This window comes from Kitasatospora sp. NPDC057015 (assembly GCF_042673745.1).
Taxonomy (GTDB): Bacteria; Actinomycetota; Actinomycetes; order Streptomycetales; family Streptomycetaceae; genus Kitasatospora.
Window position 1 is genome coordinate 75880 of sequence record NZ_JBHUSG010000040.1, and the last position, 14044, is coordinate 89923.

Sequence of the window (14044 nt, forward strand, 5' to 3'; positions counted from 1 at the left end):
CGCACATGTACGAGCTCAACCGGGTCCGCCTGTACTCCATCGGACCGGCCGGCGCCCGCTACGCCGACACGGTGCTCGACCTGCGCGGCGTCGGCGAGCCGGTCTCCGACCCCGCCCCCCAGCAGCCCGGCCTGTTCGGCGAGGAGCCGGAGGGCCCGCAGCGCCGCCCCGCCCCGGCCGGCGTGCTCTTCCTGGAGAACGGCGGCGGCAAGTCCGTCCTGCTCAAGCTGATCTTCTCGGTGATGCTCCCCGGCCACCGCAACACCCTCGGCGGCGCCAGCTCCGGCGTGCTGCGCAAGTTCCTGCTCGCCGACGACTGCGGGCACGTCGCCCTGGAGTGGCAGCACACCGTCACCGGCGAACTGATCGTGGTCGGCAAGGTCAGCGAGTGGCGCGGCCGCCAGGTCTCCTCCGACCCGCGGAAGTTCGCCGAGACCTGGTACTCCTTCCGCCCCGGCCCCGGGCTGACCCTCGACTCCCTCCCGGTGGCCGAGCGGATCAGCCTGGCCGGCGACCAGCGCGCCCGCGGCCGACGCCGCACCATGAAGGGGTTCCGGGACGCCCTCACCGAGGCCGGCAAGGCCCACCCCCACCTCGACCTGACCTTCGAGGACGGCCACGACCGCTGGACCGAGCACCTCGGCGAGCTCGGCCTCGACCCCGAGCTCTTCCGCTACCAGCGGGAGATGAACGCCGACGAGGGCGAGGCGGCCGGCCTCTTCGCGGTCAAGCACGACTCCGACTTCACGGACCTGCTGCTGCGCGCCGTGACCGACACCCGCGACACCGACGGCCTCGCCGACCTCGTCCACGGGTTCGCCGCCAAGCTCGGCCGCCGCTCCGAACTCACCGCCGAACGCGACTTCACCGGCGGCTCGCTCGACCTGCTCCAGCGCATCGTCGACGCCACCGCCGCCCGCGAGTCCGTCCGCGAGACCCACCGCACCGCCGAGCGCCGCACCCGCCGCCTCGCGCACGCCCTCAGCTCCCGCGGCGCCGCCGAACGCGACCGCGCGCACGACCTCGCCATCGAGGTCGCCGCCGCCGCGAGCGCCGTCACCGCCGCCGAGGGCGACCGCACCCGGCACTCCCTGATCACCGCCGAACTCACCCACCGGCACGCCACCCTGGGCCTCGCCGCCGCCACCACCGAGGCCGCCGCACTGCGCCGCGAACTCATCGAGGCCCGCACCCTGCACTCCGCCTGGCAGGCCGCCGAAGCCGTCCTGCGCCACCGCGCCGCCGCCGACCGCGCCGCCCGGGTCGCCGCCGCCATCCGCGAGGCCGAGCTCGACGCCGCCCCCGCGCTGGCCGCCCGGGCCCGCGCCGCCGGCGCCCTCGCGCACGCCCTGGAGAGCGCCGCCACCGCCGCCGAGACCCGCGCCGACCAGGAGGAACTGCGGGCCGGCGAGCTGCAGGAGGACGGCGCCCGGGCCCAGGCCGACGCGACCGCCGCGGCCACCGCCGCCCAGAAGGCCCGCAGCGAGGCCGACCACCTGCGCCAGCGCCTGGCCGAGGTCGAACAGGAGACCCAGGCCGCCGTCGCCTCCGGCTGGATCGACGCGGACGCCGACACCATGGCCAACGGCGAGGCCGACCCGGCCCGCGCCGCACTGAACGCCGCCGACGCCGAGAAGGCCGCCACCGCCGCCCTGGAGCAGGCCAGGACCGTCGCCGAGCGCGCCGCCGCCAGGGTCCGCGAGGCCGCCGCCGCCGAGGCCCGGGCCGACCTCGCCGCCTCCCGCGCCGGCGACGCCCGCAAGGCCGCCACCGCCGCGCTCGCCACCGAGCGGCGCACCGCCGCCCTGCTCGCCGCCGAACCGCGGCTGGCCGAGCTGCTCTCCCTCCAGCCCTACCGGGAGGGCGCCGAGGAGGCCGACGGTCACCTCACCCCCGCCGTCCTGGACCGCTCCGCCGAGAGCCTGCGCGAACTGCTCGACCAGTCCGTCGCCACCGCCGAGCGCACCCTCTTCGACCTGCGCACCGCCGCCGCCGACGACTCCCGGATCCTCGCCGCCCTCGGTGACGGCGGCCTGCTGCCGCCCGGCCCGGACGTGCTGGCCACCGTCGAGTACCTGGCCGAGCACGGCGTCCCCGCGCTGCCCGGCTGGCGCTACCTCGCCCAGTCCGTCGACCCGGCCGACCACGACGCCATCCTGGCCGCCCGCCCCGAGCTCGTCGACGGCGTCGTCGTCACCGACCCCGGCGCACTCGACCGGGCCCGCGAAGCCCTGCAGGCCGCCGCCCTGCTGCCGCGCTCCACCGTCGCGGTCGGCACCGCCGCCGCCCTGATCGCCCCGATCACGGACGAGCCGGCCTTCTTCCTCGTACCGCCGAACCCCGCCATGCACGACGAGAGCGCCGCCGACGGCGAGCGCCGCCAGCTGCGCGCCCGCGCCACCGCCCGCGAGGAGCACATCCGCGAACTCGCCGCCCGGCTCGGCGGCGACCGCGCACTGGCCGCCCGCCTCGCCTCCTGGCACGCCCAGTGCCCGCCCGGCACCCTGGCCGAGCTCGCCGACGCGGCCGAGGCCGCCGCCCTCAACGCCGAGGCCGCCGCCGCCGAACTCGCCACCCTGCGGGCCGAGCACGACGAGGCCGAGAGCGACCACGCCGCCGCCGCCGGCGCCCACGAGGAGCACCGCGAGGCGGCCCAGCAGACCCGCCGCCGCGCCGACGCCCTGGCCGGCCTCGCCTTCCGGCTGCGCGAACGCGCCAACTGGACGCGGTCCCTGCGCGAGCTCGCCGAGGACGCCACCGAGTGCGACCGCCGCCAGGCCGTCTGCGCCGAACGCGCCCGCACCTGCGACGAGGACCGCCGCGCCGCCCAGCGCGCCGCCGACGACGCCCGCCGCACCAGCCGCACCCTGCGCGCGGAGCGGGCCGAACTCTCCACCACCGACGGTGCCGAGGCGGCCGAGACCGCCGACCGCGCCCCCGCCGCACTGCCCGCCCTGCGCGAGGCCTACCGCGCCGCCTCCCAGCTGTACGAGAAGGTCGGCGTCGGCGCCGACCTGCGCGCCGAGCAGGCCCGGGCGGAGAGCGACGAGGCCGCCTCCGCCACCGAGCTCGACCGGCTCACCAACAAGGTCCGCACCCGCGCGGAGGAGCTGCTCGCCAGCCCCGACGGCGCCGACGGCCCGGCCCGGCAGGCCGCCGCCGCCCGCGCCGAGGAGCTGGTCGCCACCATCGAGGCCCGCTCCGCCACCGCGAGCGAGCAGCTCGGCCGGCTGCGCGGCGAGGTCGAACGCTCCGCCCCGGCCACCGGCGAGGCCCACACCGAACTCCCCGAGGACCTCGTCCCCACCGACCCCGAGCACGCCCAGGTGCTGCTGCGCACCGCCACCACCCGGCTCGCGGAGCGCCGCGAGCGGCTGGAGGGCGCCCGCACCGAGCACGCCGACCTGCAGCGCACCCACCAGGCCTCGCAGAGCGCCGCCGCCGACTTCGAGGAGGCCTCCGGCCAGCTCCGGGACGGCCTGCGCGAGCACCCCGAGGAGCCCGAGCAGCCCGCCGAGCCCTACCTCGGCAGCCTCACCGACGCCCGCGCCGCCGCCACCGACACCCGCCGGACGCTGCGCGCCGCCGCCACCGAGCTCTCCGCCGCCGAACTCGCCGTCCGGGACGCCTCCGACGCCCTGATCCGGCATGCCAACGCGGCCCGCTACGAAGCGGTTCGCACGCCCGCCCGCCAGCAGATCCGCGAACTGCCCGCCGCCGCGCTGCCCGACCACGCCGCCGCCTGGGCCACCGCCTTCGCCCCCCGTCTGCGGGTCCTCACCGACGAGCTGGAGCAGCTGGAGCGCAACCGAGGCAGCATCGTCGACCGCCTGCGCGGGCTGGTCGAGAGCGCCCTCGCCACCCTGCGCGCCGCCCAGCGGCTCTCCCGCCTGCCCGAGGGCCTGGGGGAGTGGTCCGGCCAGGAGTTCCTCCGGATCCGCTTCGAGGACCCGGACCAGAGCGTCCTGATCGAGCGGCTCGGCGAGGTCATCGACGAGGCCACCAGCGCCGCCGTCCGCAAGAACAGCGACCTGCGCCGGGACGGCATGTCCCTGCTGCTGCGCGGCGTGGCCGCCGCGATCGGCCCGCGGGGCGTCAGCGTCGAGATCCTCAAGCCGGACGCGGTGCTGCGCGCCGAGCGGGTCAGCGTCGGTCAGATGTCCGACGTGTTCTCGGGCGGCCAGCTGCTCACCGCCGCGATCGCGCTCTACTGCACGATGGCCGCGCTGCGCGCCAACGACCGGGGCCAGTCCCAGCTGAGGCACGCGGGGACGCTCTTCCTGGACAACCCGATCGGCCGTGCCAACGCCACCTACCTGCTGGAGCTCCAGCGGGCGGTCGCCGACGCGCTCGGCGTCCAGCTGATCTACACCACCGGGCTCTTCGACACCACCGCGCTCGCCGAGTTCCCGCTGGTCATCCGGCTGCGCAACGACGCGGACCTGAGGGCGGGACTGAAGTACATCTCGGTGGAGGAGCACCTGCGGCCCGGCCTGCCGGCCCCGCAGGACCCGGACGGCCCGGCCATCCACGGGGAGATCACCGCCACCCGGATGTTCAAGCGCCCGGCGGAGGCGCCCTCGGCCTGACCCGCCGCCGGTGGGGCGGTGCCCGGCGCCGCGCGTCGCCCGCCGGCCTTCCCGCTCGGCCGGGGCCGTCCTAGGGTGGCGGCCATGCTGACCATCGCTCACCTCAGCGACATCCACATCGGCCAGGAGCGGACGGGCCGGCTCGGCCGCCGGGACGGCGGAGCCATGGCGCTCGTCCGCGCCGAGCGCGTGATGGAGTACCTCAACGGCCTGCCGGGGCCGCTGGACGCCGTCCTGGTCTCCGGCGACATCGCCGACCACGGCACCCCGGCCGAGTACGAGAAGGCGGCGAAGCTGCTGGTCTCGCCGCACCCGGTGCTGACCTGCCCGGGCAACCACGACCGGCGGGCCGCGTTCCGGCTGGGGCTGCTGGGCCCGCCGTCCGGTGCGGACGCCGGCCCGGACCCCGACCGGCCGGTCAACCAGGTCCGCCGGCTGCCCGGGGTGACCTTCCTGCTCTGCGACTCCTCGATCCCCGGCCGGGACGACGGCCTGCTGGACGACGAGACCCTCGGCTGGCTCGACCGGACGCTGGCCGAGGGGCCGCCGGACGAGCCGGCGATCGTGGCCTTCCACCACCCGCCGGTGCCGCTGCACCTGCCGTGGGTGGACCGGATCCGCCAGCACGGCGAGGAGCGGCTGGCCGAGGTGCTGTCCCGCCACCCCCGGGTCGCCGCGCTGCTCTGCGGGCACGCCCACACCGCGGCCGCGTCCACCTTCGCGGGCCTGCCGCTGCTGGTGGCACCGGGTGTGGTCTCCACGGTGACGCTGCCCTGCGAGGGCGGCGACGGGATCGCGTTCGACCAGCCGCCGATGGTCGCCTTCCACGTGCTGGACGACGCCAACCGGCTCACCACCCACTACCGGGTGGTGGTCTGACGCCGTTGCGGCGACCGGGCGCGGTCAGGCCGGTGGCGCGCCCACCGGCTGCCGGCCGACCGCGGCCAGCACGCTCTCCAGCAGCCCGGGGAAGAGCGCGGCGAGGTCCTCCCGCCGCAGGGTGCTCATCCGTGAGGTTCCGCGCCGGTGCTGGCGGATCACCCCGGCCTCGCGCAGCACCCGGAAGTGGTGCGTGCTGGTGGACTTGGTGACCGGCAGGCTGAAGGCGATGCAGGACATCTCGCTGTGGCCGGCGGCGAGTTCGCCGACGATCCGCAGCCGTACCGGGTCGGCGAGGGCGTGCAGGACGGCCTCCAGCCGGATCGCGTCGAGCGCCGGCTCGGGCAGGGCCGCCGGCTGGGCGGCGACAGCGGTACCCGCTGTCGGTACGGGAGCGGTGGTCTCCGTCGTCGGTGCGGGGGCGGGCCGTTCTTCGGTCGGCAGCTCGGTTCCTCCGGTCATGCGGCCATCGTACGACGACTTTCGTAGTTCGACATTTCTCGTAGTACGGTGAACCTCGTACAACGATGTCCGGTGCCCCGAGGCCGGCCGTTACGTCGAAGGAGTCGCCCGTGTCCGCCCTGTTCGAGCCGATCACCCTGCGTTCGGTCACCGTGCCCAACCGGGTCTGGATGGCCCCGATGTGCACCTACTCGGCCCAGCCGCAGGGCCCCGAGGCGGGTGTGGCCACCGACTTCCACCTCGCCCACCTCGCCGCCCGGGCCGCCGGCGGCGCCGGCCTGGTCATGGTCGAGGCGACGGCCGTCAGCCCCGAGGGGCGGATCTCCCCCTACGACCTCGGTCTGTGGAACGAGCGCCAGCAGGAGAGTCTGGCGCGGATCGCCGCACTGGTCGAGCAGCTCGGCGCCGTCCCGGCCATCCAGCTCGGCCACGCCGGGCGCAAGGCGTCCACCGACCGGCCGTGGCTCGGCGGCGCCCCCGTCCCGGCGGGCGAGCTCGGCTGGCAGCCGAGCGGCCCGTCCACCGTGCCGTTCGGCGACAACCCGCAGCCGCTGGAGCTGACGGTCGACGAGATCAAGGGCATCGTCCGCTCCTTCGCCGCCGCCGCCGAGCGCGCCCTGGCCGCGGGGTTCAAGGCGGTCGAGGTCCACGGCGCCCACGGCTACCTGGTGCACGCCTTCCTGTCCCCGGTCGCCAACCACCGCACCGACGAGTACGGCGGCTCCTTCGCCAACCGCACCCGGTTCGCACTGGAGGTGGTCGCCGCCGTCCGCGCGGTCTGGCCCGAGGACCTCCCGCTGCTCTTCCGGGTCTCGGCCACCGACTGGCTGGACGGCCAGGAGAGCTGGACCCCCGAGGAGACCGTCCTGCTGGCCAAGCTGCTGAAGGACGCCGGCGTCGACCTGGTCGACGTCTCCACCGGCGGCACCGCGAAGGACGCCGTCATCCCGGTCGCCCCCGGCTTCCAGGTGCCCTTCGCCGAGCAGGTCCGGGCGGCCACCGGCCTGCCCACGGCCGCGGTCGGCCTGATCACCGAGCCCGCCCAGGCCGAGCGGATCGTCGCGGACGGCAGCGCGGACGCCGTCCTGCTCGGCCGCGAGCTGCTCCGCAACCCGCACTGGCCGCAGCAGGCCGCCCGCGAGCTCGGCGCCGACCGCCGCTGGCCCGTGCAGTACGGCTACGCGGTCGGCAGCCGCGGCTGACGGCCCGTCGGCGCGGCCGGCCCGGGGACGGTGCCGGGTGCGCCGCGCCTCGGCTGCCCGCCGGGGTCGGACCCGACCGGTCCGGCCCCGGCGGCGTCGCGGCCGCGGGGCGTGCGGCTTCCGGACATCGGCGAGTTCGCGTGCGGGCCGCGGGCCCGCTGGGCCGCGATCTGACGGTTGACCAGGATCTCCAGCAGGCACCAGGCCGTTCCGAACACTCCGAGCCCCATCGCCATCAGGGCGGGTGTCAGCGCACCGCTGCCGGCGTAGGAGGCGAGCACCGCGACGATCACGCCGACCAGCGTGCAGGCCAGGCAGACGACCGCCCGTACGGCGGCGGAGCGCACCTCGTCGGGCAGGCGGCGGCGGGTGGCTGGCATCGGCGACCCCCGGAAGGGAAACAGGACGGCGTGCGCCGGGGCGCACCTTGCGCCCGTACGCTCCACCCTGCCCCGGGTAACCGGAAGTATGCGTCCAATTCCCCCGGTCTGCCGGGGATTCGGACGATCTGCCCGCCGATGTGCGGGGATGCTCCGCCCCGCGGAGGCGGCCGACTCAGGTCAGCTGCTTGTCGAGCTCCGCGAGCGCCCCGGTGACGATCGTCCGCATGGCCTGCTCGGCCCGCTCGGGATCGCCCGCGCAGATCGCCTCCGCCACCTCGCGGTGCAGCCGGATCGCGTACGACTCGGGCTGATGCGGCATCAGATGGTACTCCGTCCGCCCGGTCAGCACCGCGCCGACGGTGTCGCCGAGGTGGGCGAACATCTCGTTCCCGGACGCCTTCAGGACGGTCGCGTGGAAGGCGATGTCGTGCTGCAGGAAGGTCTCCAGGTCGGCGGCCCGGGCGGTGACGGTGAGTTCGACGGCGAGGGCGCTCAGCGCGCGGCGGTCGTCGTCGGTCGCGTGGGTGGCCGCCAGCGCCGCCGCGGCGGGTTCGACCGCCACCCGCAGCGAGCCCAGCGAGCGCAGCTGCGCCGGGCGGTCCGCGCCGGCCAGCCGCCAGCGGATCACCAGCGGATCGAAGACGTCCCAGTCGGACCTGGGCTGGACGGTGATGCCCACCCGTCGGCGGGACTCCACCATCCGCATCGACTCCAGGATGCGGACGGCCTCCCGGACCACCGTCCTGGACACCCCGAAGCGATCCTCCAGCTCCTCGCCCCGCAGTACCGCACCCTCGGGGATCTCCCCGGAGGCGATGGCCGGTCCGAGCTCAGCGAGAAGTCGGCCGGGCAGGCCCTGGATGTCCATCCGCCCAGCCTAGACGCCGCACCCGGTCCGGCCCCGTCCCGCCCCACCCGTGGAACCCGGCCCGCGGCCGTGCGGCGGGCAGCGGCGCCCTGTCGCGGTGTCCGGTCGGTGCGCCCGGTCGCTGTGCCCGGTCGCTGTGCCCGGTCGGTGTGCCCGGTCGGTGTGCCCGGCCGCCGGTCCGCGTCGACGAGCCCCGGCATAAAAGTATGACGATTTGGTTTCGCCGCCTTGAATAAGTCATACCTTTGGGGAGATAGTTGCCAGCGACCGCAGGCCCTGGCATCGCCCGCAGGCATCCGTGGCCTGGCAGAGAAGGAGCACCACCCATGGCTCTCAGTGTCGAGAACCAGCCGCCCACCATCGTGGTGATGGGCGTCTCCGGCGTCGGCAAGACCACCGTCGCCCGCCTGCTCGCGGAGCGCCTGGCGCTGCCGTACGCGGAGGCGGACGACTTCCACCCGCCCGCGAACATCGCCAAGATGTCGGCCGGCACCCCCCTGGACGACTCGGACCGGGCCCCCTGGCTCCGCGCCCTGGGCGGCTGGCTCGGCGAGCGCGCCGCGGCCGGGACGGGGGGAGTGGTGACCTGCTCGGCACTGAAGCGGCGCTACCGCGACACCCTGCGCGCGAGCTGCCCGGGTGCCTTCTTCCTGCACCTCAGCGGCGGCCACGAGCTGGTCGGGGACCGACTCGCCCACCGCACCGGCCACTTCATGCCGGCCTCCCTGCTCGGATCCCAGTACGCCGCCCTGGAACCCCTCCGGAGTGACGAGCGCGGCGCCGTCCTGGACGTCGGTCCTGCCCCCGAAGAACTCGTCGAGATGGCCGTGGAGCTCCTGCGGCCCGTCAATGGAGACCTCGCGTGACCCCCACCCTGCTCGCGGCCGCGCCGACGGCGCTCCCGCACACCGCCAGCGACTCCAGACTGCTGCTGGCGGTACTGCTCAGCATCGGCGCCATCGTGGTGCTGATCACCAGGCTGAAGCTGCACCCCTTCCTCGCCCTCACGCTCGGCTCCGCCCTGCTCGCCGTGGTCGCGGGCGCCCCGTTCGACAAGCTGCTGACCAGCTTCGTCACCGGGTTCGGCGCCACCGTCGCCGGCGTCGGCCTGCTGATCGGCCTCGGCGCGATGCTCGGCAAGCTGCTCGCGGACTCCGGCGGGGCGAACATCATCGCCGACACCGTGCTGGCGCGCACCGGCCGCCGGGCCCTGCCGTGGGCGATGGCGCTGATCGCCGCCGTCCTCGGCCTGCCGCTGTTCTTCGAGGTCGGGGTGGTGCTGCTGATCCCGATCGTGCTGCTGGTCGCCCGGCGCGGGAACCTGCCCCTGATGCGGGTCGGCATCCCTGCGCTGGCCGGTCTGTCGGTGCTGCACGGCCTGGTGCCGCCGCACCCGGGCCCGCTGGTCGCCGTCGACGCCCTGAAGGCGGACCTCGGCGTGACCCTCGCCCTCGGCCTGCTGATCGCCGTCCCGACCCTGATCGTGGCCGGCCCCCTGTTCGCCCGGGTCGCCGAGCGCTGGGTGGGCCCGCTGAGCATCCCCGAGACGGTCGCCCCGACCGCGACCGAGGAGAGCGAGAAGCGGGAGCACACCCCGAGCTTCGGCGCCGTGCTGGTGACGATCCTGCTCCCGGTCATCCTGATGCTCGGCAAGGCGCTGGTCGACGTGGTGGTCGACGACCCCAAGGCGATGCCGCAGCGGGTCTTCGACTTCATCGGTTCGCCGCTGATCGCCCTGCTCGCCGCCGTGCTGCTCGGCATGCTGACGCTCGGCCGGGCGGCCGGCTTCAGCAAGGCCCGGATCTCGACCACGGTCGAGAAGTCGCTCGGCCCGATCGCCGGCATCGTCTTCATCGTCGGCGCGGGCGGCGGCTTCAAGCAGACCCTGATCGACGTCGGCGTCGGCAACGCGGTCAGCGAGTGGTCCGGCAAGTGGCACATCTCGGCCCTCCTGCTCGGCTGGCTGATCGCCGTCCTGATCCGGCTGGCCACCGGGTCCGCCACCGTCGCCACCATCACCGCGGCCGGCATCGTGGCCCCGCTGGCCGCCGAGATGTCGACCACCCACGCCTCGCTGCTCGTGCTGGCGATCGGCGCCGGCTCGCTGTTCTTCTCGCACGTCAACGACGCCGGGTTCTGGCTGGTCAAGGAGTACTTCGGGATGAGCGTCGGCCAGACGCTGAAGTCCTGGTCGGTGATGGAGACCGTGATCTCGGTCGTCGCCATCGCGCTGATCCTGCCGCTCAGCCTGGTGATCTAGCCGTCTTGGCGGTCCGGGGCCGGCGGGCCGTACGGCGCACGGCGTGAGGAGGGGCGGTACCCGGTGCCCGGGTGCCGCCCCTCCGCCGTTCCCGGCCGGGCGGCGCCCGGTGGACGGTCGGGCGGTATCCGGGGACGGCCGGGGACGGCCGGGTGGTGCCCGGGGACGGCCTGCGGGGCGGCGCGGGCCCGGGCAAACTCGGGCGACAGCAGGCGGCGGGCTGTCTAGCATCGGGCTGCCTCCAGTCCACCCTGCCGATCGGTTCACCATGAAGGCCCTGATCCCCGCGGTCCTGCGCGAGGAACCGCAGTTCGCCCGTCTGTTCGCCGGCCAGTCCCTCTCCGTGCTGGGGGACCGGGTGTCCTTCGTCGCGGTGCCCTTCGCGGTGCTCCACGTCGGCGGCTCCGCCTCCGACGTCGGTCTGGTGGCGGCGGCTGCGCTCGTCCCCATGCTGGTCTTCACCCTGGTGGGCGGGGTGTGGGCGGACCGCCTCCCGCGCCACCGGATCATGCTCGCCTCCGACCTCGCGCGGTTCGCGGTGCAGGGTACGGCGGCCGCGCTGCTGCTGGCCGGTGTCGCGGGGGTTCCGGAACTGGCCCTGTTGATGCTGCTGTTCGGCACGGCCGACGCGTTCTTCATGCCGGCCTCCACCGGGCTGCTCCCACTGGTCGTGGCGCCCGAGCGGCTGCGCGAGGCCAACGCGCTGCGCGGTCTCCTGCAGTCCGCGGGCCTGGTGGTCGGGCCGGCCCTGGCCGGCGTCCTGGTGGCGCTGGCGGGCCCTGGCGGTGCGCTGGCCTTCGACGCCCTGACCTTCGCGGCCAGTGCGGCCTTCCTGCTCCGGCTGCGTCCGCGGGAGAAGGCGGCTCCGGGCGGCGCGGGCGACACCTTCCTCGGCGAACTGCGGGCCGGCTGGGCGCAGGTGCGGTCGCGGACCTGGATCTGGTCCGGGATGGCGGCGATGGCGGTGTACCACGTGGTGGTGCTGCCGTCGGTGTTCGTCCTCGGGCCCGTCATCGCGGACCGCGAGTGGGACGGCGCCGCGAGCTGGTCGGTGGTGACGGCGGCCTTCGGCGCCGGCGCCGTCCTCGGCGACGTCTGCGCGTACCGCCTGCGACCGGCCCGCCCGATGGCGCTGGCGGCGGTCGCGCTGGCGGTGGCCTCCTGTCAGGCGTTGATCATCGGCTCCGGCGGCCCGGTCGTCCTGATCGCCGCCCTCGAAGCGGTCACCGGGGTGGGCGTGTCGCTCTTCTTCGTCCTCTGGGAGACCTCGCTGCAGACGCACGTCCCGGAGGACTCCCTCTCCCGGGTGAGCTCCTACGACCACCTGCTCTCGGCCGGTCTCATGCCGCTCGGGCTCGTGCTGGCCGGCCCGGTCTCCGCCGCCCTCGGCCTCCGGCCCACCCTGTACGCGATGACGGTGCTCGGCGTCCCCGCCGCCCTCGCGCTGCTCTGCGTCCCGTCCGTCCGACACCTGCCGGCCGACCGCCCGGACGCCGGTGGGCCCGGACGTCCCCCCGCCGACGCCCACCTGCCCGGCCTCGCCGACGGCCCGGTCCGCGATCGGGGTCGGGACGTGCCCGCCTGACGGGTCGGCCGGCAGGTGATCGGCGCCCACCGGAGCCTCACCGCTCGGGCGGGCCGGGGCCGGGAGCACGAAGGGCGGGCACCCCCTTCCCCGGGGTGCCCGCCCTGCTCGGCGCCGTACCTGCCGCCGCCGGCCTCTCGCTACGGCTTGCGGCTACGGCTTGCGGCTACGGCTTCGCGCTACGCGCGGCCGCGCTGCTACTTCTCGCCGCGCTTCGCGAGGAAGGCCTCGACCTCCTGCTTGATCTCCGGCGTGTCGAGCCCGCGCACGGTCATCGTGGTGCGGCGGCGCAGCACGTCGTCCGTGGTGTACGCCCACTCGTTGTCCGCGGCGTACGCGACCTGGGCCCAGACGTCCGGGCCGTCCGGGTGGATCGGCCGGCCCAGCTCGGGGTTCTCGTCGATCATGCGGGCGATGTCGAAGGAGAGCGTGCCGTAGTGGCTGGCCAGGTGCCTGGCGACCAGCGGCTCCATCCGGGAGCCGGGCTCACGGTCGATCAGCAGGCGGTGCGCGACGGCGTTCGGGGCGCCGACGCCGGGCAGCGGGACGGTGGGGGCGATCGGCGACATGTCCTCGCCGAGCGTGGTGCCGGGGACGTGCGCGAGCTTCTCCAGCACGGTGCGGCCGATGTGCCGGTAGGTGGTCCACTTGCCGCCGGCGACGGAGAGCATGCCGCCCCGGCCCTCGGTGACCACGGTCTCGCGCTTGGCGGCGGAGGTGTCACCCGGGCCGCCGGGCAGCACCCGCAGGCCGGCGAAGGCGTAGGTGATCAGGCTGCGGTCGAGGTGCTCGTCGCGGATCGCGTGGCCGGCCTCGCCCATGATCTGGTCGATGTCGGCCTCGGTGGCGCGGACGTCCTGCGGGTCGCCGGTGTACTCCTCGTCCGTGGTGCCGAGCAGGACGTGGTCCTCCCACGGGATGGCGAAGGAGACGCGGTACTTGTCGATCGGGATGGTGAGCGCGGCGCGCCACGGCGAGCGGCGCTTGACGACGACGTGCGCGCCCTTGGAGAGCCGGATGCTGGGGGCGGAACCGGCGTCCTCCATCTTGCGCAGGTGGTCGACCCACGGACCGGTGGCGTTGAGCACCAGCCGGGCGCTGACGCCGAACTCGGTGCCGTCCAGGCGGTCCTTCAGCTCGGCGCCGGTGACCCGGCCGCCGGTGAAGCGCAGGCCGGTGACCTCGGCGTGGTTGAGCACCACGGCGCCGGCGTCGACGGCGGCCCGGACGGTCATCACGGCGACCCGCGAGTCGTTCATCTGGTGGTCGCCGTAGACGGCGACCGAGCGCAGGCCCTCGGTGCGCAGCGCGGGCACCTGCTGGGCGGCGTGCGCGGCGGTGGAGACCCGGCCCATGCCGTCGCGGAACGCGGACAGCGCGGAGTAGAGGAAGACGCCGGCGCCGAGCTTGGTGGCGCCGTGCGGGCCGCCCTTGTAGACCGGGACGAAGAAGGTCAGCGGGTTGACCAGGTGCGGGGCCACGTCGGTGGCGAGGACCCGGCGCTCCTTGTGGTTCTCGGCGACGAGCTTGACCGCGCCGGTCTGCAGGTAGCGCAGGCCGCCGTGGACGAGCTTGGAGGAGGCACTGGAGGTGGCGCCGGCGAAGTCGCCGGCGTCGACCATGGCGACCTTCAGACCGGCCTGGGAGGCGGTCCACGCGACCGCGGTGCCGAGGATGCCGCCCCCGATCACCAGCAGGTCGTAGGTGGCCTTGCCCAGCAGCTCGCGGGTCTCGGCGCGGGAGGCGGTGTGGCCGGCGGTGCGCTCGGCACCCAGGGTCGGGATGGTAGCCATGGTGTTTGTTACGGCGTCCGGTG

General features: G+C 75.3%; 10 protein-coding genes. 6 read left to right on the top strand and 4 right to left on the bottom strand.

What is annotated here, in order from left to right:
* The first annotated feature begins 5 nt into the window (after positions 1 to 5).
* Positions 6 to 4589: a hypothetical protein gene (locus tag ACFTWP_RS30080; RefSeq protein WP_380268079.1), complete on the top strand. Its 4584-nt coding sequence runs from the start codon at positions 6 to 8 to the stop codon at positions 4587 to 4589.
* A gap of 84 nt (positions 4590 to 4673) precedes the next feature.
* A complete protein-coding gene (locus tag ACFTWP_RS30085; RefSeq protein WP_380268080.1) occupies positions 4674 to 5468 on the top strand; it encodes a phosphodiesterase in 795 nt (264 codons plus the stop codon).
* 24 nt (positions 5469 to 5492) lie between these two features.
* Here the strand turns inward: ACFTWP_RS30085 and ACFTWP_RS30090 are convergent, their stop codons facing one another.
* Positions 5493 to 5930, bottom strand: a complete 438-nt coding sequence (locus ACFTWP_RS30090; RefSeq protein WP_380268081.1) for an ArsR/SmtB family transcription factor — start codon at positions 5928 to 5930, stop codon at positions 5493 to 5495.
* Positions 5931 to 6040: 110 nt separating this feature from the next.
* On the opposite strand from ACFTWP_RS30090, the gene ACFTWP_RS30095 reads away from it, so the two are divergent.
* Positions 6041 to 7132 carry an NADH:flavin oxidoreductase/NADH oxidase gene (locus tag ACFTWP_RS30095; protein ID WP_380268082.1) on the top strand — a complete coding sequence of 364 codons (1092 nt, stop codon included), beginning with the start codon at positions 6041 to 6043 and terminating at the stop codon, positions 7130 to 7132.
* On the opposite strand, the gene ACFTWP_RS30100 is transcribed toward ACFTWP_RS30095, so the two are convergent.
* The gene (locus tag ACFTWP_RS30100) at positions 7108 to 7512 is read right to left on the bottom strand and encodes a hypothetical protein (protein ID WP_380268083.1); all 405 of its coding nucleotides are present in this window, start codon (positions 7510 to 7512) and stop codon (positions 7108 to 7110) included. The genes ACFTWP_RS30095 and ACFTWP_RS30100 overlap by 25 nt on opposite strands.
* 175 nt (positions 7513 to 7687) lie before the next feature.
* Positions 7688 to 8383 (bottom strand): FadR/GntR family transcriptional regulator, encoded by a 696-nt coding sequence (locus tag ACFTWP_RS30105; protein ID WP_380268084.1) that lies wholly within the window; start codon positions 8381 to 8383, stop codon positions 7688 to 7690.
* A 326-nt stretch (positions 8384 to 8709) separates the two neighbouring features.
* Here ACFTWP_RS30105 and ACFTWP_RS30110 point away from each other — a divergent pair, with 326 nt between their 5' ends.
* The 3 genes from ACFTWP_RS30110 (at position 8710) to ACFTWP_RS30120 (ending at position 12228) form a co-directional block, all read left to right on the top strand.
* The gene (locus tag ACFTWP_RS30110; RefSeq protein WP_380268085.1) at positions 8710 to 9249 is read left to right on the top strand and encodes a gluconokinase; all 540 of its coding nucleotides are present in this window, start codon (positions 8710 to 8712) and stop codon (positions 9247 to 9249) included.
* Positions 9246 to 10643: a GntP family permease gene (locus tag ACFTWP_RS30115; RefSeq protein WP_380268086.1), complete on the top strand. Its 1398-nt coding sequence runs from the start codon at positions 9246 to 9248 to the stop codon at positions 10641 to 10643. The genes ACFTWP_RS30110 and ACFTWP_RS30115 overlap by 4 nt, the downstream gene beginning before the upstream one ends.
* Before the next feature lie 268 nt (positions 10644 to 10911).
* The gene (locus ACFTWP_RS30120; protein ID WP_380268087.1) at positions 10912 to 12228 is read left to right on the top strand and encodes an MFS transporter; all 1317 of its coding nucleotides are present in this window, start codon (positions 10912 to 10914) and stop codon (positions 12226 to 12228) included.
* 197 nt (positions 12229 to 12425) lie between these two features.
* Here ACFTWP_RS30120 and ACFTWP_RS30125 read toward each other — a convergent pair whose 3' ends face one another.
* Positions 12426 to 14021 (bottom strand): FAD-dependent oxidoreductase, encoded by a 1596-nt coding sequence (locus ACFTWP_RS30125; protein WP_380268088.1) that lies wholly within the window; start codon positions 14019 to 14021, stop codon positions 12426 to 12428.
* Positions 14022 to 14044 lie beyond the last annotated feature (23 nt).

Coding starts and splice junctions, on each gene's coding strand:
- ACFTWP_RS30080 (WP_380268079.1), top strand. CDS start 6: ATGTACGAGCTCAACCGGGTCCGCCTGTACTCCATCGGACCGGCCGGC.
- ACFTWP_RS30085 (WP_380268080.1), top strand. CDS start 4,674: ATGCTGACCATCGCTCACCTCAGCGACATCCACATCGGCCAGGAGCGG.
- ACFTWP_RS30090 (WP_380268081.1), bottom strand. CDS start 5,930: ATGACCGGAGGAACCGAGCTGCCGACCGAAGAACGGCCCGCCCCCGCA.
- ACFTWP_RS30100 (WP_380268083.1), bottom strand. CDS start 7,512: ATGCCAGCCACCCGCCGCCGCCTGCCCGACGAGGTGCGCTCCGCCGCC.
- ACFTWP_RS30105 (WP_380268084.1), bottom strand. CDS start 8,383: ATGGACATCCAGGGCCTGCCCGGCCGACTTCTCGCTGAGCTCGGACCG.
- ACFTWP_RS30110 (WP_380268085.1), top strand. CDS start 8,710: ATGGCTCTCAGTGTCGAGAACCAGCCGCCCACCATCGTGGTGATGGGC.
- ACFTWP_RS30120 (WP_380268087.1), top strand. CDS start 10,912: ATGAAGGCCCTGATCCCCGCGGTCCTGCGCGAGGAACCGCAGTTCGCC.
- ACFTWP_RS30125 (WP_380268088.1), bottom strand. CDS start 14,021: ATGGCTACCATCCCGACCCTGGGTGCCGAGCGCACCGCCGGCCACACC.